The organism is Leucobacter sp. wl10, assembly GCF_003569785.1.
Classification (GTDB): Bacteria; Actinomycetota; Actinomycetes; order Actinomycetales; family Microbacteriaceae; genus Leucobacter.
On sequence record NZ_KZ984007.1, the window covers coordinates 1 to 16,993 of the forward strand.

A 16,993-nucleotide genomic window follows, 5' to 3' on the forward strand; every position below is an offset into this window, starting at 1 on the left:
ACCCGGTGTTGCATCGACCGGTTGAACTCACCCAGTATGAGGCGGCGTACATCGAGAAGTACGAGGCTCAGCTGGGCGACGTGCTCGAGCACAAGCAGCAGGTCCACGAGCAGCTCCAGAGCATCATCGACGGGGCCTCGTGAACGAGGATGCTCCGGGGACCGAGATGCCCGAGGTCAAGCTTAAACGGATCGCGCGCCCCGTTTACGTCCTCGGAGCCTTGATCCTTGTCGCGGCCATGGTCGTCGTAGCCTTCCTCGCCGGGACCCAGATACAGAGTCCACAGGCGACGAACACCGCCGAGGAGACGACCGCGCTACCGGTAACTGCACAGGTCGAGATGCGCGTCGTCCAGGAGGGGCTCCAGGTCCCCGGCAAGATCACCGCACCGGAGACGCTCGACCTCAAGCTCGCAGGAGAGGGCTCTCTCGGAGTCGTCGCCACCACGGAGGAGGCGCCAGACCCTGAGGGTGCTGGTGGCGAGAAGCAGAAGGGCTCCGAGGCTACCGAGGCGGCCGCCCCGTCGGGGTCGGACCGAAATGTGATCAGCCGCATGGTCGCCGCTGAGGGGAACCGTCTGGCCGCCGGAGATCTGCTGGCGGAGGTCTCCGGTCGGCCAGTTATCGCCGCCCCATCCGGTACTCCGCTCTACCGCGACTTCGTGCTGGGGATCACCGGGGAGGACGTGCTGGCCGTTCAGCAGATGCTTGCCGGGCTCGGCTACGTGGTCGACGTCGACGGCATCCTCGACGCGGACACCATGGACACGATCACCTACTGGTACTCGCAGCTCGGGTACGAGCTGCCCAAGAGCGGCGCCGGGAAGCGCGGCCTGCCGTGGAAGGAGCTCCTCCCATTGCCATCCGGCTCGCTCACGGTCACCACGACCGGGGGAAGCGGCACCGTGCTTGGCGGGGACACCGCTCTGATGAAAGTGCGACGAGGCGATCCGGTGGTGGAGGCGACCGTCGACGCGGTGCAGGTGGGCGAGTTCCGAGACGCGAAAACCGTCTACGTGCTCTTCGAAGGCAAGAGTCTCGAGGCGGAGGTCCTCGCGATCGGCGACCTGAAGACCGACGACGACACCGGCGTCTCCGGCCATACCGTGACTGTGGCGTGCCCGCCAGATCTTGCCGAGCGTTCAGGCGAGGTCACATCGGTGTCGATCGCGACGGCGAAGCCCGAGGAAGCCTCCTTCGCAGTGCCGGTTGCCGCGATCGACGAGGACGGACAGTCCCAGTTCGTGCGCCTGCAGCCCGCCGACACGGAGGCAGCGGACAGCGAGGAACGATCCGCTGAGCGCGTCGACATCGAGGTGCTCGCCGTCTCCGGTGGGTGGGCGGCCATCGCCGAGAACGACAAACTCCCAGAAGGAGCTGAGATCCGTGTCCAATGAGCGAATCGAGATCCTCCGCATGGAGGGCGTCGGACGCACTTACGGCGGAGCGAGCGAGGCCCCCGCGCTCTCTGAGGTCTCCCTCTCGATCCTGCAGGGCGAGTTCGTCGCGGTCATCGGCGCCTCGGGTGCGGGCAAGTCCACTCTCTTGAACCTGTTCGGTCTCCTGGACACGGCAAGCACCGGGAAGTACCTGGTGGCGGGGCACGATATCGCCGAGCTGAGCGATCGAGAACGGGATCGGCTGCGTGCCAGTACGTTCGGGTTCGTCTTCCAGGAATCCCACATGCTCCTGAAAGAGACCGCAGGCGGCAATGCCGCTCTCGGGCTGTCCATCAACGAGGTGGACCCCGAGCTGCGCCCGCCGATCGTGTCAGAGGCGCTGGAGACAGTCCACCTGCTCGAGAAGGCGGGAGACCTGGCAGGGAACCTCTCCGGCGGTGAGCGTCAGCGAGTGGCCATCGCGCGAGCGATCGCCACCTCACCCCGGATCCTGCTCGCAGACGAGCCCACCGGCGCCTTGGACACCGTCAACTCGAAGCGTGTCGTGCGCACGCTCCGACAGCTCAACGACGAAGGGGTGACGGTGATCATGATCACCCACGACCCCGTCGTCGCCCAAGCGGCAGACCGTATCATTGAGATCAGCGACGGTAAGATCATGTCCGACTCATCCGAGCCGACGGTGCACAGGAGTGCCGAAGGCCTCCACCGAGAACCGGCGGCACTGCCGGCCCGCACCCAGTCGACCTGGTCACGCGTCCGCGAACGTATCGGGTCGGCCATCTCCAACCACACCGTCCATGCGGCCCGCGCAGCCCTGCTCCTACTGGCGTTCACCGTCGGCTCGGGAGGGCTGGTGACGGCCATCGGACTGAGCCAAAGCGCCGCGGCTCAGGTGGTCGGGCGGTTGGACTCCGCTGCGCTGGACGAGTTCCTCGTGGTACCGAAGAACGCACCATCGGCCGTCCGATCGGAGTTCGCGCTGCCGGAGACGGCCTCTGCCTCCGAGGTCGCAGAGGTCGCCACGGCACGCGTCGGCGCGCTGGACGGGGTGAGGAGCGTCGGCCTCACCGCGATCGCCGAGTTCGACGAGAAGATCACATTGCTGAACCCGACGACAGTCCACGAGCAACCGGCTGTGTCTCCGGACATCAGAGTGGTCGACAGCACGTACCTCCGGCTGCAAGGCGTCAGGACCGACCGGGAGGTCTCAGTCCAACGGCTCTTCGCCGCTGACGCACAGATCCCGGCGGTCGTACTCGGCCCGGCGCTGGCGGAGAAGCTGGGGTACGACCAAGAGGTGCCCGGTGCACAGCTCTGGATCGGGTCGACTCCCGCCGCGATCGTCGGGATCATCGACGACCTGGGGGAGGAGCCAAGACTGGACTCCGCCCTGGTCGTGAACCCTGCCCTGGCCGCGACGGTCTCGGCCGCAGACCCGTCCCTGATCGTCCAGACTGCTCCAGGGGAGCCAGCCCGCCTCGCAGAGAGCATCGGTATCGCCATCGCTCCAGGTGACGCATCGCTGTTCAAGGCCGAGACCGTGGCCGACCTGCGTTCGCTCACACAGGGAGTCGCCGGCGACCTCGTCTCCCTGATCAACATCGTGTCCTGGGTGCTGCTTGTCCTCTCCTCGCTGAGCGCAGCGACTGCCGCATATCTCTCCGTTCACGCACGAGCCGCGGAGATCGCCCTGCGCCGTGCAGTGGGGGAGAGCAGGCGCTCGATCTGGGGCCAGTTCGTCTTGGAGGGGCTGATCGTCGGCCTGCTCGGCGGCGTGCTCGGCAGCGCCCTGGGCGTCACCATGCTCGTGCTCTTCGCGACCATGCAGGGATGGACCCCGACCTTCAACCTCATGTTCCTCGCCCTCGGGGTCGCCACCGGAGCCGCCACAGGACTCCTTGCGTCTCTGTACCCCGCAGCGGTCGCTGCCCGCCAGGACCCCGCTCTCGCAGTCCGGGGGACCTGATCGTGCGCGCACCCGAGCGGATGAATCGTGAACGCGAACGCCGCGAGACGACAATACGGAGTATGAGGCACGAGCAGGCTACCGACGCGGAGGTGATCGCGACCTCACGCGAGCGTCCGCAGGAGTTCGCCGTCCTGTACGACAGGCATGCCGCAGCGGTGTCACGATACCTGGCGTCCAGGATCGGACAGGGCCCCAGCGCCGAGGACCTCCTGCACGATACGTTTCTTACGGCACTGGAGCTGCGCGATGGCTACGATCCGAGCTATCCCAGCGCGCTGCCCTGGCTGCTCGGGATCAGCACCCGACTGATCAAGAAGCACCGTCGTCTCGAGCACAAAGCGTTGCGCATTACCTCGACAGAGGCGGATCTAGCGGGGGAGGGGTCCGCACGAATGGTGGTGGACCCCACCGCCGAGATCGAGTCGAGACTGGATGCAGCCGTGGCTACCAGTCACCTTCGTGTCGCGCTCACCAAGCTGAAGCCTCGCGACCGCGACGTCCTCCACCTCTACGCGTTCACCGACCTGGATCTCGTCGGCATCGCCGAGGTCCTGGCGGTGCCAGTCGGTACCGTGCGGTCGCGACTGCATCGCATCAGAAAGACCCTCAAGACCCACCTTGGAGCGACCTACTTGGCTGAGAAGGAGCACACTCATGGATGAGTTCGAGACACTGCGACGCCTCCGGCCGGACGTCGAGCCGAGCGAGGAGTCTCTGGCACGCGGTAAGGCACGCCTGGAACGAGCGATCCAGGAGGAGCAGAAGGCGCGACACCGCGCGGCGCTCCCCGTGAAGACACGCCCCGGTCGCTCACGGGTCTGGCTTCCCGTGCTGGGAGCGGGCCTGGCAGCAGCCGCGGTTGCCGTGTTCAGCGTGATCGTGCCGTTCTCGGGCCAGACGCCGGCAGAGGCCGCCGAGCTGCTCTACAAGGCGGCAGACGACGCCAGGTTCGACGCCCTGCAGCTCGACCCGGGATCCTTCCTCGAGGTCGAGACGAGCGCCATGGAGCTCACGATCCTGGGCGCGGCGGACCCGAGTGAGGAGTCCGGCTACCTGAGCCGGCAGACCATCACCTCCTACATCCCACCCGACCGAGACTCCGACTGGATCGTGCAGACCAGCGCGCCGGAGCTTGTGAACACCCTGCCCGGGACGGACGCCGCCGGGACCGACGCACAGGCGGAGGCCGATCTCGCGGAGCGGGCTGAGACCGACCCGCCCGGCGTAATGCGCTGGCCGGGCGGACGTCCGGCACCCACAGCCGATGACCTCGCGAACCCCGATCCGATCGACACTGATGCGCAGATCCTCGATGCGCCTCGCGATCCGGACGAGCTGCTGACCTACATCACACAGGAGCTCGGCACCAAAGGGCGCCCGAGCGACGCCGCGGTCTTCGAATGGCTCCGACCGGTGCTCGCCGACCCCAGCCTCCCTGCCGACCTGCGCGCCGCCGCGTTCGACGCCCTCGCGAGCCTGGACAGCGTCACGATCTCCAGCGAGTCCGCGGCGATCGAGGGGGCCGAGGGTGTCGGGATCACCTTCGATGATCAATCCGGTGACACACGGGACGAGCTCGTGCTGGACCGAGACAGCGGCCGCTTCCTCGGCTACCGCACACTCCAGGTAAGCACGACAGAGCTGCAGCCCTATATCCCCGCAGGGACCGTGATCGCCTACAGCGCCACAGCGTATCGGGTCAGCGACAGCGCGCCAGACGTGCCGTAGCGCGACCGAACCCGTGAGTCCTACTCCGGGCTTCCGGTCGCCACGCGCAACTCGCGTTCGACGACCTCCGCGGTCATCCGGGCAGCGTCTGCGCTCAGATCCGCGCTTGCGGACGGAACCATAGACAGCGACATCAGCGGCCCCAGCAGGAGATTGCAGATGAAGACGAGGTTGTAGCTCCCCGTTCCCAGCTCACCGCGGTCGACGGCGTTGTCGATCACCTCTTTGACCCGTAGCCGACGGGGCAGGATGAACTCCTCGTAGAGCAGCTTGCCCAACTTGGGGTCATCGCTCACCGCTTTCAGCAGGGCCGGAAGCGTCTTCGCCATCAACGGCTCGGACAGCATCTTCGCCTCATTCAGCTGCAGCTGCAAGAGGTCACCGGCGAGGGTGCCTGTGGGTTCTACCCGATTGTCACCGTACCGGCGAAGCAGCACCTCGAGAGTGAGGTGCGCGAGGTCAGGGAATCGCCGGTACATGGCTGGGCGACTCGTCTGCGCCTCCGAGACGAGCGCCTCGACACGGAGCCCTTGGAAGCCATCGGTCTCTAGAATGCGCTCAGCGGTGTCGAGCAGCTTCTCGCTGATCTTCGGGTCGGTCGGTCGTCCGTTCCCTTTGGGGGTAGGCATGACCCAACGTTACCGCAGCGGACGTTACCGTCCCAAGGTAGGTGTGCAGGTTCTCGGCTTATCTCAAGCGCGGATCCCATCGAGCACGTATCCGAGGCTGCGGGAGAGACTCTCAGGAAGCATTGACCAGTCGCCGGTGTAGGCGGCGAGATCCTTGGCGCCGTAACCGACAGCGACGAGGGCCCATGCCACCGACCGCGTGTCGAAGTCGTCGCGCAGCACACCTTCATCTCGGGCTTGCTCGAGGGTCTGCAGCAGGAACGCGTGCCACGTGCCGTACGGGTCGATGACGCGATCCGGGAACTCATGGCGGGCCTCCGCGGCGAGCCTCATGCCTGCTCTCACGACCGGTTCGTCGGCCATGAGTCGACCGACGGCCGCGAACACCCTCTCGAGTCGATCGAGCGCTGAGTCGGCCGCCGCGACGGCCTGCCTTTGAGCTTCGCGCATAGCGGTGCCCTCGGAGTCCATGATGGCATTGGCGACCTCGTGACGCTGTTCCTCGACCCGAGCGGGGTCATGATCCCCACCGAACACTTTTCTCATATCGGCGCCGCCGTAGCCGCGCTCGGAGAACTCCTTCGCTGCCGACACGAGGACGGATTGCGTGATCACGATCATGCCGCCCTGCCCACCTGGACCGTCGAACCAATAGGGTTCCGTGTCTCGAAGAAAGCAAGCCGTGCGCTGGCCTCAACCCCATCGGAGGAGGATGACGCGGAGAGAAGATCATGGATGATGACGCCATCCCGGTTGAGAGCACGCTCCCTGACCAGGCGGGTTCGAGTGGTCAGCATGGTCGGAAGCTCGGAAGGGAATCCATTCGCTTTGATAGACATCGTACGCATCCAGAGATTGCCCATGTCGGTGCGCTGGATGCCTTTCACGGCGCAGACGAGCGCCTGCGTCATCTGCCCCATGGTCACGAGGTAGTCGATCACCGTCGCTGACGGCCAAGCGTTCGCCTGGATGCCGGTGAAGAGGTCTCGCACAGGGGCGACGAGGTCGAAGCAGTGCTCCGCCGTGACCGTGCGGCCAGGGAGGTCCCACTCCAAGATGCGGGTGCGTCCTCTGATACTCGCGAAAGAGTCGGGATACACGTCATGCCGCGGACGGCCCTGAATCGTCGGACGTACGTCGTGCTCGCGCAGCAGGGCTCCGGAGAGCTGAATCCTCGCACCGATGTTGCCGGCTCTCACGCTGAGCTCGATCACCCCCGTGGCGGCGTCGCGCTGCGCGGCGAGGAGCTCGATCGGGACGGCATCCAGTTTGGTCCATGGCTCGGGGCCTGCTCGTAGCTCGACTCCGACGATGCACGCTGCTGCGAGGCTTGACGGGTCGAGACAGCGCGCTTGGGCCGCCATCAGTGCGAGCACGACGGCGTCGACTGAGCTGAGGTGCGCTTGACGCGGTCGGTCGTTCTCGTCGAGCGACCAGCCTTCCGGGTAGAGTACACCGGCCGTCGCCTGGCCGTCGTTCCAAGCCAGGTCTGTGTAAGTGACGTCGCGGTAGCCGGCCCCGAAGTAGCGGCTTTGCTCGGCCCCGAGCCAGTAGTCGAATGAGTGAGATTCTACGAGCGGCACAGCATCCTCCTCTGGATATGCCCTGCTCAGCGTTGAGGCAGGACCGCCCAAAACCCGGCAAATGTGGTTCAGGCGATCTAACATTACCATCGCGGATGTAACGAATTGGTCGCACTTACACTGTTCATTGCAGAGACACCAGGATTGAGTGCGTCTGGTCGGCGTTTGCGGCCGCGTGTGCCCGGCGCAGTTACTACGGGTGCCTATGTCCTGGGCACTCACGGGGAGCTCCCGTGCGACGAGGGATTTTGCCGAGGTTACGAGCGCTCGGCAGCGACCAGTGAGGTGCTCTTCAGGACTGCAACGTTGCTGGCTGTGCCTATCGGTTCTGGGAAGGTTTGAACGAGATAGTCCTCGCAGGCTTCATCGACGCCGAGATCAGGGTTCGTGTCGCGACCTCGAGCGGCGACACGAACCCTGAGGGGTCCCGACTCAAGGATGTCCAAGTCGACCGCCGGGTCGCCCGAGGACGCCATCAGTCCCATGAGGAACACCGGCAGCTCCGGGGAGAGGTGCGTTTCGCTCGAAGTCGGCGACGAGGCCCGCAAGCGCCTGGCCGTCAGGGAGCGCGGAGCGAAGGCCCGTGAATGCCAGCTGAGCGTAGCTCGCTTGACGCGATGGTCACGAGAGCTCCTGTTCTTGTCGGGTCAGTAGCCGGTCGACGTCTGTCACCCGCGTCCGGTTCGCTGGCCTCGCTGCCTTCACGAAGGACACCCACCGGAGAACCGCGCACGGTGCGCAGGTGCTCGGGCGATGGTCGTAGAGGAGTACGACGACATCAGGCAGCACGTTCTCCTGATCCGCCTTCGACCGTCCGACGTGGATGACCACCCCGTCCTGGCTGTGGAGTTCCAGATTGTCGAGCGCGAGCCCGGTGGCTTCGCTGCGGTGCATGGCACCCGCGAAGCCGAGCCAGATCGCCACGGTGTCGCGCGCCGCGGCGACACCGGCGGGGAATGCGCGGTGGTCCATCGCGCGGATGATCTTGGCCACATCGTCAAGCAGCAGCGGCTTCTTCCGTGTCGGCCGACGCGGGTGCTGCTTCTGGGATCCTCGCACGAGGTTCACGACCCCGAGATGCCCGGTCGGGTCGAGGTGGCCTTCGCGGAGGTGCCGGTCGACGATGCCGGCGAGCCGCTGCCGGATCGTGGAGACGGCATAGGGCGGGCTCCCGGCGGGTGCGGTCATCGAAGTGACAAACCATCTGACGGTCTCTGGGTGTGCAGGAAGCGGGTCGAGACTGTTGGCATCGCAGAACACGGTGAAGGCCCACCACGCTTGGTCGTACGCGCGCTTCGTGTTCGAAGCGTGGGTGTGCTCCTCGAGCGACCGCGAAAGCGCTTCGAGCTCGTGCAGGTGACCTGCCCCCGTCGACGGGGGTGACCGGTGCGGGGAAGAGGCGCCGAATGGTGCTCATCCCGTCCGTCCCGACGATGGGTTCTTGATAATGAGGATTCTCATGGCATGGAATGCTGTGGATCCCGCAGAGTCTTTGCCCACACTTCGGCAATTAGAATGGGGTCATGGGCCGTGTTCATCGCCCCAAGTTCCTGTTGGTCTTCAGTTGAAAGGGATGAATGCCGTCCTCCTGCCACACCACTCGGAGGCAGCGTGCTGTGCCACGTGACCTCGGCGAGCGGGGGAGGAGAGTCTTCCCACATGCCGATCACTTGCACACGACCGGTGCCTGTTGTGTAGCGGCTGCCCACTCCGTTCTTAGCTCGGTGAATGAGGACCCGCTTCACGACTTTGCGCAGGGCTTCGTTCACCATATCCACGTCACCGTGCTCCCAGATCGCAACAAGCGCATCGAACGCGGAAAGCTCAGGGATAGTGACAGAGGTGTCTCTCGATTCAATCGCTCGCTTCTGGGAGATGAGGTCATCGAGCTCAACCTTGAGCGCTGCTCGGCGCCCGTCCATCTCGGCTATCTCGTCGTCATCTACGGCGGTGACTTTCATATCGAGGTAGCGTCCGCGCAGCTTCGTCACGGCCTCGATTCTCTTGTCGATAGCGGCGAGGGCTGCCTGAGTGCGCTCGGTTTCCTTCACCTTCTCGATGGCGGCGTTGTAGGCCCTTTCTTCTCTGGAGTTCGCGATGATCCACTTGAGAACTTCGTCCTCAGCGTAGCTCTGCTTGATCATCACAGGAGTCGGACAGAACCGCGTCGCCTTGGTGTTGTGCTTGGACTGGAAGCACTTGTGTACGCGATGCTCTTGTGGCGTGCCGGGATGCACCTTGTGAATGATCAGTTTGCGGCCGCACACCGCGCAGTACTTGAGCGACGACAGGCGGTGAGCGACCCGAGCTTCGCTTGGCGGATGCTTCTCTGCATGCCGCAAGACGTATCTGTCCCACAGATCCCGGTCAATGATCGCGGGGCGGGCTCCTTCAGCGAATTTGCACTCGTTCGGGTTGTAGGTCTTCCGAGCCCCGCTGGGCGTGAATCCAACCACGCGACGGTCGACGAGCAGCCCCGCTGCGATGCCAGAGTCCATGATCTTCCACAGGGAAGTGGTCTGCATAATCCGACCGGTGTTGGTAGTCACGTCGGCCTTTCGCATCTCCTTCACGATTTGATAGAAGCTGAGTCCAGCAACAAACTCCTGGTAGGCCTGCCTCAGCCACGGCCCCTGCCCCGGGTGGATCGAGCACTGGTCCGCGGGATCGTCATCACGTCCGATCTCGCTCTTCACGTATCCCCATCGGACATGGCCATTGCGGAGGAGTCCTTTGCCTACCCGGTACTCCTGGATGTTCATCCAGGTCTCACCGATCTGATCGGATTGCAGCTGAGCGATCGCGAGTGTCTGCGTCAGGGAGAATTTCCCCATCGGCGTTTCGATGTCGTCGAGATTCTCGGTTGCGGATCCGATGAAGCCTCCTGTCTCGTGCAGGGCCATGACGTTGAGCATCGAGTCGAGAGGATTTCGTCCCCAACGGGACGCCTTCCAGACAACGATGCCTTCCGCCTCTCTGCGACGGATGCGCTCGATGCTCTTGCTGATACGTCTCTTGCTGAACTCTCGTCCGGACAGGTCAAGATCTATGATGGGTTCGCCGACAATAGTGAGCCCTTCACGCTCCGCCAACTTGCGGCATACCTCTTCCTGCACGTCGTCGGATATCAGGGTGTCCTTTCGATCACCGACCTTCGAGACGCGTGTGTAGACGAGCACACGATCTCGACGCCTCCGCTTCTGACCAGCGTTTCTCTTACTGAGTGCGCTGAAAGCCGTTCGATCCATACTGTTTGCCGCCCTTCCTGCCTGGCATCTATGGATGTGACCGGCTCTGACTTTTTAGAACCAACGACGAACGTCGGGGCCGTGTTCCGCTCGGTCGCGGCTCTCGGAGCCGACGCGGTGCTGCTCTCGCCGGCCTGCGCCGATCCGCTCTACCGTCGCGCGGTGCGCGTCAGCATGGGCGCCGTGCTGCAGGTGCCGTGGGCCCGCCTGCCCGACTGGCCCGTCGCCGGCCCGCTGCTGCGGGAGGAGGGTTACGAGCTGACGGCGTTCGCGCTGCGGGACGGCGCGGAGGACCTCGCCGGCTTCGTGGAGCAGCTGCCCGAGCGGCTCGCGCTGCTCTTCGGCGCGGAGGGGGCGGGACTCAGCCGCCGAGCGCTCGCGTCCGCCACCCGCTCGGTCGTGATCCCGATGGAGCACGGCGTCGACTCGCTCAACGTGGCGACCGCGGCCGCGCTGGCGCTGTGGGCCGTGCGCACCGCCGACCGGCGCGCTTCGGAGAATCGCGAGGTTCCGGCGGGGATCCCGGGGGGCGGTGCATGACCGGCTCCGCAGGGAGGCTGCAGGCGCTCTGGTCCACGGTACTCTGGGCCGTCGTGGGCGTCGGATCCTATGTGCTCGGCGTGCGCAACGCCCTCGGCCAGCGGGCGGAGGACAGCGCGCTCGGAGCGGCAGAGTTCACCTACAGCCCGCCGCCTCCGCTCAACCTCGTCTCGATCCCCTCAGTGGCCGTCGCGCTGCTGCTCGTCGGGGTGCTCGCCGGTTTCGTGCACGGGATCCGCCGCGCCGTCATGGTGACGGTGGTGCCTTCGCTCGCGATCGTCGCCTCACAGATGCTGAAGCAGCAGCTGCTCACGCGCCCGCAGCTGTTCGAGCTCGACCTGCCGAACACCTTCCCGAGCGGTCACATGACGGTGTTCACCGCGCTCGCCGCCGCGCTCGTCTGGGCGGTGCCGACGCGCGTTCGCTCGCTCGTGGCGATCGGGGGAGCGGCGCTGCTCGGAGCTGCCGGGTGGCAGCTGCTCGCGTACGGCTGGCATCGCCCCAGCGACGTGCTCGGCGGGCTCGCGCTCGGAACGCTGGCGTTCTCCCTGGCTTGCCTCATGAGGCCCACGACGGCGCGGGGACGCGCGGTGCTGGGCCGCACGACCTCCATCGGGCTGGCGCTCGTGGGGTGGATCACGGTGGCGGGCGCGCTCGCCCTGGCGGGGGTCGCCGCGTGGCGCAGCAGCCCCGACCTGATGCTGATCGCGGGGGAGTTCGGCGCGGTCGGGGTCGGCGCGCTGGCGGCTCGGTCCCTGTTCGCGCTGAGTTCCGGCCGCTCCTGAGAGCCCGGAGTCAGGAGCGCGGCCCCGGGTCGGCCTCGTCGGCTCGGCCCGCCCGCTCCCGGCGCAGCAGGCGCTCCGTGCTCATCGCGAACCCCTCCGACACGAGGAAGCGCCTCAGCTGGCCGGCTCCGACGGCTACCGGAGTCGCACAGCGTATCGCCCAGCGGCCCGCCCGCTCGAGGTCGTCGAACAGGCTCGCGAGCCGCGCCGCGTCTCCGGGCGAGGCGAGTACGGCGCCTGGCGGTTCGGACGCGGCAAGCGCGGAGAGCTCGACGATCTCCGAAGGCGTGACCCAGGTGTCGTCCGGTCCGGGGGAGACCTCAAGAGCGAACCCGAGCGCTCGCGCGCGCGCCCTTAGGTCGCCCAGCGGCGGGAGAGGAGCGGATCGATCCTCCGAAACCATGGACCGCATCCAAGATTCGCTGTGCGGGTGGTAGCCGCGCCGAAGGTACAGCGACCTCGCGCGCGCATTGCCACCCATCACATCCACCGCCGCCACGCCGATGCCGCGTTCCCGCGCTTGCGCGTCCACGGCGTCCATGAGGCGGGACCCGAGCCCCGCGCCGCGGATCCCGGGCAGCACGCTCAACGTCTCGAGCACCTGGGCCCGCTCTCCGCCGATGGCTTCCTCGTGCGCCAGCGCGTAGCCCACGGCGGAGTCGCCGTCGAGCGCCAACCAGACGGACAGGCCGGAGGGCCCCGACGCGAGCCGTTCATAGTGCGCTCTGCGCAGCGGCCAGCTCTCCGGGCGCGGGATCGTGGGCAGCCCGGCGGCTCCGACGGAGAGGTGGTGCGCGAACAGGGAGTTCCAGAGGCCCTCCAGGCGGGGGAGCAGCTCGCTGCCTCCGCGCAGCAGACGGGTCGGGTGCATCAGGCGAACCTCCTTCGAACAGGACTGAGTATTCTAGAGTATTCATCATGGGGAGTCTGCGCCGTTTCTGAGACGCGCCGATCGGGGGATCCGTGACGAGAGAGACGCGCCGCAGGCGGCCCGGACGCGGGGGCGGGAGGCGCAAAGACGGGTGATCGAGGGCGCCGCCCGGGTGTTCGGGAACTTCGGATACGAAGCCGCGAGCCTGCCGATGATCGCGGAGGCCTCGGAAATCCCGACGGGGTCGATCCACTTCCACTTCAGCTCCAAGGAGCAGCTCGCGCTGGCCGTCCTGCAGGAGCAGCAGCTCCGATCGATGTCGCTCCTGCGATCGATCAGCGCGCTCGAGGAGGGAACGTTCAGCGCCCCCTCGAGGAGCTCGTACGAGGACTGGATCGAGAGTATCCGCGCGCAACTCGCGAAGCGACGACCTGCTGGGCGCCGTCCAGGACATGTGGGAACTGTTCATCGACGGGATCGCGCCAGTCGGCGCCGGCGATGCGGCCTGGGCCGCGCTGCATCGCGCATTCGGAGCCGAGGCCCCGAGGTCGGGAGGCGTCATATGCACGATAATCGATATTATGTCAGTTTGGATGCTGTTCCGTTGCCAGAACGCCCTCCACGGTGTTGAGTGGGCGAAGACGAGCGCGCTCCCCTCGCAGCGCGCATTGCACGGAAGGCGACGCGATGAGAGCGCTCCGATACTCGATCAACATCACGCTCGACGGCTGCTGCCACCACGAGGCGGGAATCCCGCCCGACGAGGAGTCGATGAGCTACTGGACCGCCGAGATGGAACGAGCGGACGCCCTGTTGTTCGGCCGGGTGACCTACGAGATGATGGAGTCGGCCTGGCGGAGACCGGCCGACGGCGCGTGGCCCGACTGGATGGACGAGTGGGACATCCCGTTCGCCGAGGCCATCGACCGGGCGGAGAAGCACGTCGTGTCGAGCACGCTGAGCGGCGTTGATTGGAACGCCGAGCTGGTGCGAGGCGACCTGGGTGAAGCGGTCCGACTCCTCAAGCAGGAGCCCGGTGAGCGCCTGTGGGTGGGCGGGGTGACGCTCCCCCTGGCGCTCGCTGGTCTGGGACTGATCGACGAGTACGAGTTGCTCGTGCAGCCGGTCGTCGCCGGACGCGGGCCGACGCTGCTCGCCGGCCTGCGCGAGCGCATCCGGCTCGAGCTGGTGGATCGCCGCGAGTTCCGCTCCGGAACGGTCGCCATGCGATACCGGCCCGCTCGACACGACGCGTGAGCTGATCGGGGCGGTGCGGCGGCCGCTCCCCCGCGACCGGATCCCGCGCTTCGGCCGGCCGCGCAGCCCTAGACTGGGCGGCATGTACGTCAAGATCTGCGGACTGCGCGACGCCGGCACGGCCCGGCACGCGGTGTCGAGCGGCGCCGACGCGGTTGGCGTCGTGATGAGCCCGGCGAGTCCGCGCCACGCGACGGCGGGCCAGGCCGTCGAGGTGGTCGATGCCGCTCGCGCGGCGGCGCGCCTCGAGGATCGCCCGGTCGACACCGTGCTCGTGGTGAACCGCATGCCGGCCGCCGAGGCCGCAGGTGTAGCGCTCGAACTCGGCTTCGACGTGCTGCAACTGCACGGCTCTTACGCAGCCGCGGACTTCGCGGCCGCACGGGAGCTGCTCCCCCGCCTGTGGCGCGCCGCCTCGCTGGAGCGCCACCCCGGGCTGCGCGCCGGCGAGTTCGGCGAGGAGCGGCTTCTCGTCGACGGCGCCTCCCCCGGTTCGGGCGAGGCGTGGGATCTCTCGGGGATCGCCGCGGGCGCCGAGGCCCGTGCGCTGCTGGGCGACGGCTGGCTGCTGGCCGGCGGTCTCGATCCGCGCAACGTCGCGCAGGCGATCCGGGCCACCCGCCCGTGGGGCGTGGACGTCTCCAGCGGGGTCGAGCGGTCTCCCGGGCAGAAGGATCCCGAGCTGATCGCACGATTCATCGACGCGGCACGGGCGTAACGCCCCCGGATCCGGATCCAGCCCCGGCGCTCCGGTTCTCCCAGACGTCCGACACCGACTCTGGCGCATTCCGCATCGACGCTGTAACCTGTTCGTTATGTTTGCGCCGGAGCACCGGCGTCGCCCCGACCTCGAGGGACCGCATGCCCACCTCTGACACCGCGACCGGCCGGTCTGTCCATCCCTCGCGCCGCTCGCTGCGCGAGCCCGGCCCTCGGCGAACGGCGACCGGATCGGTCCGCGTTCCGGTCGCCGAGCACGTCCCGGTGACCACCGTCTCTCCCGCCTCCCCCAAGAGTCCGAGGGTTCCGCTGCGGCGGCGCCTGGCGGGGCTCGTGGCGGCCGCGAGCGCCTGCGGGCTGGCCTTAGCCCTCGCCCTCCCCGTGACCCAGCAGGCCGGTCAGGCCTCCCCCGGCGCGGGCGCGGTGCTCGATTCCCAGCGGCTCTTCTCCGAGACCTCCCTCGAGGAGATGCCCTCGTCGCTCACGGAGATCAGCGCCGCCGACGCCGAGGTCGCATCGTCGGGCGACTACGCCTTCGATCCCTCCGTCCTGGTCAACTACCCCTTCGACACGACCGTGACCCTCACCGACGGCTTCGCCTACCGCACGGCGCCGGTCGAGCAGTTCCACGATGCGCAGGACTTCGCCGCCGCCCCGGGCACGCCGATCCGGGCCATCGCCGACGGCACGGTGCTCGAGGCCGGCTGGGCGAGCGATGGCTGCGGCTTCTCCCTCAAGCTGGGCCACGAGATCGACGGAGCGGATGTGACGAGCCGCTACTGCCACATGCAGGCCGACTCGCACTCGCTCGCGGTCGGCGACACCGTGCGCATGGGCGATCAGGTCGGCGCGGTGGGCAACACGGGCATGTCGTTCGGACCGCACCTGCACCTCGCGCTCCGGGTGGACGACAAACCGGCGGATCCCATGCCCTTCATCGCGGAGTACAATCGCAAGAAGCGCACGGCGGGTTCCTCATCGACCTCGGAACCCGCGACCCCGGCGGCGCCCGCCGTCCCGGCGTCCGAGCCTCCGCCCAGGACCGCGTAGCCTCAGCCCCGCGGTTCCCTCGCCGCGGCCTCGGCGGTCGACCGCCGCCACTCGGCGAGCTTCGCGGCGACGCGACCGGAATCGATCGCCTCCTCGGCGATGCGGAGCTTCTCGGCGAGCCGCTCGAGCAGCGCGCGTTCGGCCGAGTCGGGGCGCCGGGCCAGATCGAAGGCAACCAGACCGGCCGCCGCGTTGAGCAGCACGATGTCCCGCACCGGGCCCTTCTCCCCCGCGAACACGCGGTGCACGACCGCGGCGTTCTCCTCCGGGGTCCCGCCGACCAGATCCTCCATCGAGGCTCGCGGGATCCCGAGATCTCGCGGATCGATGTCGTGCTCCGAGAGCCCGCCGCGACTCACCTCCCACAGCCGGGAGTGCCCCGTCGTCGTGAGTTCGTCGAGCCCGTCGTCGCCGCGGAACACGAGGGCCGAGGCGCCGCGCAGCCGGAAGACCCCCACGAAGATCGGAACCCGATCGAGGTCCGCCACGCCGACCGCCGAGGCCTCGGGACGCACCGGATTGCACAGCGGACCGAGGAAGTTGAAGACGGTCGGGATCCCCAGTTCGGCGCGCACGGGCGCCACGTGCCGGAATCCGGGCAGGAATCGCGCCGCGTGCACGAAGGCGATGCCCGCCGCGTCGAACGCTCGGACGAGCTGCTCGGCATCGAGCGAGAGGTCGATCCCGAGCGCGGAGAGCAGGTCGGAGGACCCGGAGAGGCTGCTCGCCGCACGATTGCCGTGCTTCACGACCGGAACCCCGGCCGCAGCGGCGGTGATCGAGGCCATGGTCGACACGTTGACGGTCCCGAATCGGTCCCCTCCGGTGCCGACGATGTCGAGCGACATCGGCGGCAGCGAGATCGGGACCGCCTCCGCCAGGACGGCGTCCCGAAAACCGATGACCTCCTCGACGCTGACGCCCTTCGACCGCAGCGCCACCAGGAACGCGCCGATCTGCGCACCGGTGGCCTCCCCCGTCATGAATCGCGACATCGCCCACTCCGCTTGAGAGAGGCTCAGGTCCCTTCCGTCCAGGAGAGTCGAGAGCACGTGGGGCCAGCTGCGTTCATCGATCATGGGGCCATCCTATCCAGGCCCGCGGGCACGAGTACGCCCTCGGGCGAACGTCTCTGGACGCCTCGCGCGCCCGACTTCATCAGACGAAATCGGTCTCCTGCTCCGCGTATTCCGCCCCCGCAAACCCGATAG

At 67.3% G+C, this 16,993-nt stretch carries 16 protein-coding genes and 1 pseudogene; 10 read left to right on the forward strand and 7 right to left on the reverse strand.

The window, feature by feature from the left end; translation table 11 throughout:
* The first annotated feature begins 139 nt into the window (after nucleotides 1–139).
* The 4 genes from D1J51_RS14880 (at nucleotide 140) to D1J51_RS14895 (ending at nucleotide 5,099) form a co-directional block, all read left to right on the forward strand.
* Nucleotides 140–1,396: a hypothetical protein gene (locus tag D1J51_RS14880; RefSeq protein ID WP_119076518.1), complete on the forward strand. Its 1,257-nt coding sequence runs from the start codon at nucleotides 140–142 to the stop codon at nucleotides 1,394–1,396.
* Nucleotides 1,386–3,368: an ABC transporter ATP-binding protein/permease gene (locus D1J51_RS14885; protein WP_119076520.1), complete on the forward strand. Its 1,983-nt coding sequence runs from the start codon at nucleotides 1,386–1,388 to the stop codon at nucleotides 3,366–3,368. The genes D1J51_RS14880 and D1J51_RS14885 overlap by 11 nt, the downstream gene beginning before the upstream one ends.
* Nucleotides 3,369–3,430: 62 nt before the next feature.
* Complete coding sequence (locus tag D1J51_RS14890) at nucleotides 3,431–4,033, forward strand: RNA polymerase sigma factor (RefSeq protein WP_119076522.1); 603 nt, start codon at nucleotides 3,431–3,433, stop codon at nucleotides 4,031–4,033.
* Complete coding sequence (locus D1J51_RS14895) at nucleotides 4,026–5,099, forward strand: hypothetical protein (protein ID WP_119076524.1); 1,074 nt, start codon at nucleotides 4,026–4,028, stop codon at nucleotides 5,097–5,099. The genes D1J51_RS14890 and D1J51_RS14895 overlap by 8 nt, the downstream gene beginning before the upstream one ends.
* Before the next feature lie 20 nt (nucleotides 5,100–5,119).
* On the opposite strand, the gene D1J51_RS14900 is transcribed toward D1J51_RS14895, so the two are convergent.
* The 5 genes from D1J51_RS14900 to D1J51_RS14920 form a co-directional block, all read right to left on the reverse strand.
* Complete coding sequence (locus D1J51_RS14900; RefSeq protein WP_119076526.1) at nucleotides 5,120–5,728, reverse strand: TetR-like C-terminal domain-containing protein; 609 nt, start codon at nucleotides 5,726–5,728, stop codon at nucleotides 5,120–5,122.
* A 63-nt stretch (nucleotides 5,729–5,791) separates the two neighbouring features.
* On the reverse strand, nucleotides 5,792–6,343 hold the full coding sequence (locus tag D1J51_RS14905; protein WP_162903876.1) for a hypothetical protein: 552 nt from the start codon (nucleotides 6,341–6,343) through the stop codon (nucleotides 5,792–5,794).
* A 2-nt stretch (nucleotides 6,344–6,345) separates the two neighbouring features.
* Complete coding sequence (locus D1J51_RS14910) at nucleotides 6,346–7,311, reverse strand: AvrD family protein (protein ID WP_162903877.1); 966 nt, start codon at nucleotides 7,309–7,311, stop codon at nucleotides 6,346–6,348.
* Nucleotides 7,312–7,932: 621 nt separating this feature from the next.
* Entirely contained in the window at nucleotides 7,933–8,499 is a 567-nt protein-coding gene (locus D1J51_RS14915; RefSeq protein ID WP_119076532.1) for a site-specific integrase, read from the reverse strand.
* 269 nt (nucleotides 8,500–8,768) lie between these two features.
* Nucleotides 8,769–10,490, reverse strand: coding sequence for a recombinase family protein (locus tag D1J51_RS14920; RefSeq protein WP_162903878.1), 1,722 nt, complete (start codon nucleotides 10,488–10,490; stop codon nucleotides 8,769–8,771).
* Between the two features lie 135 nt (nucleotides 10,491–10,625).
* Between D1J51_RS14920 and D1J51_RS14925 the strand changes: the two are divergent.
* Nucleotides 10,626–11,099, forward strand: a pseudogene (locus D1J51_RS14925) (TrmH family RNA methyltransferase); the annotation flags it as partial.
* On the forward strand, nucleotides 11,096–11,884 hold the full coding sequence (locus tag D1J51_RS14930; RefSeq protein WP_119076536.1) for a phosphatase PAP2 family protein: 789 nt from the start codon (nucleotides 11,096–11,098) through the stop codon (nucleotides 11,882–11,884). The pseudogene D1J51_RS14925 and the gene D1J51_RS14930, both read left to right, overlap by 4 nt.
* 10 nt (nucleotides 11,885–11,894) lie before the next feature.
* Here the strand turns inward: D1J51_RS14930 and D1J51_RS14935 are convergent, their stop codons facing one another.
* The gene (locus tag D1J51_RS14935) at nucleotides 11,895–12,755 is read right to left on the reverse strand and encodes a GNAT family N-acetyltransferase (RefSeq protein ID WP_119076538.1); all 861 of its coding nucleotides are present in this window, start codon (nucleotides 12,753–12,755) and stop codon (nucleotides 11,895–11,897) included.
* Between the two features lie 151 nt (nucleotides 12,756–12,906).
* On the opposite strand from D1J51_RS14935, the gene D1J51_RS18680 reads away from it, so the two are divergent.
* From D1J51_RS18680 to D1J51_RS14955, 4 genes are all read left to right on the forward strand, one after another.
* On the forward strand, nucleotides 12,907–13,386 hold the full coding sequence (locus D1J51_RS18680) for a TetR family transcriptional regulator (protein ID WP_162903879.1): 480 nt from the start codon (nucleotides 12,907–12,909) through the stop codon (nucleotides 13,384–13,386).
* Nucleotides 13,387–13,442: 56 nt separating this feature from the next.
* Nucleotides 13,443–14,012 (forward strand): dihydrofolate reductase family protein, encoded by a 570-nt coding sequence (locus tag D1J51_RS14945; RefSeq protein WP_119076542.1) that lies wholly within the window; start codon nucleotides 13,443–13,445, stop codon nucleotides 14,010–14,012.
* A gap of 82 nt (nucleotides 14,013–14,094) precedes the next feature.
* Nucleotides 14,095–14,730, forward strand: a complete 636-nt coding sequence (locus D1J51_RS14950) for a phosphoribosylanthranilate isomerase (protein WP_119076544.1) — start codon at nucleotides 14,095–14,097, stop codon at nucleotides 14,728–14,730.
* A 143-nt stretch (nucleotides 14,731–14,873) separates the two neighbouring features.
* Entirely contained in the window at nucleotides 14,874–15,782 is a 909-nt protein-coding gene (locus D1J51_RS14955; protein ID WP_119076546.1) for a M23 family metallopeptidase, read from the forward strand.
* A gap of 2 nt (nucleotides 15,783–15,784) precedes the next feature.
* On the opposite strand, the gene trpD is transcribed toward D1J51_RS14955, so the two are convergent.
* Complete coding sequence (gene trpD, locus D1J51_RS14960; RefSeq protein ID WP_119076548.1) at nucleotides 15,785–16,861, reverse strand: anthranilate phosphoribosyltransferase; 1,077 nt, start codon at nucleotides 16,859–16,861, stop codon at nucleotides 15,785–15,787.
* Nucleotides 16,862–16,993 lie beyond the last annotated feature (132 nt).

Coding starts and splice junctions, on each gene's coding strand:
- D1J51_RS14890 (WP_119076522.1), top strand. CDS start 3,431: ATGAGGCACGAGCAGGCTACCGACGCGGAGGTGATCGCGACCTCACGC.
- D1J51_RS14895 (WP_119076524.1), top strand. CDS start 4,026: ATGGATGAGTTCGAGACACTGCGACGCCTCCGGCCGGACGTCGAGCCG.
- D1J51_RS14900 (WP_119076526.1), bottom strand. CDS start 5,728: ATGCCTACCCCCAAAGGGAACGGACGACCGACCGACCCGAAGATCAGC.
- D1J51_RS14915 (WP_119076532.1), bottom strand. CDS start 8,499: ATGACCGCACCCGCCGGGAGCCCGCCCTATGCCGTCTCCACGATCCGG.
- D1J51_RS14930 (WP_119076536.1), top strand. CDS start 11,096: ATGACCGGCTCCGCAGGGAGGCTGCAGGCGCTCTGGTCCACGGTACTC.
- D1J51_RS14935 (WP_119076538.1), bottom strand. CDS start 12,755: ATGCACCCGACCCGTCTGCTGCGCGGAGGCAGCGAGCTGCTCCCCCGC.
- D1J51_RS14945 (WP_119076542.1), top strand. CDS start 13,443: ATGAGAGCGCTCCGATACTCGATCAACATCACGCTCGACGGCTGCTGC.
- D1J51_RS14950 (WP_119076544.1), top strand. CDS start 14,095: ATGTACGTCAAGATCTGCGGACTGCGCGACGCCGGCACGGCCCGGCAC.
- D1J51_RS14955 (WP_119076546.1), top strand. CDS start 14,874: ATGCCCACCTCTGACACCGCGACCGGCCGGTCTGTCCATCCCTCGCGC.
- trpD (WP_119076548.1), bottom strand. CDS start 16,861: ATGATCGATGAACGCAGCTGGCCCCACGTGCTCTCGACTCTCCTGGAC.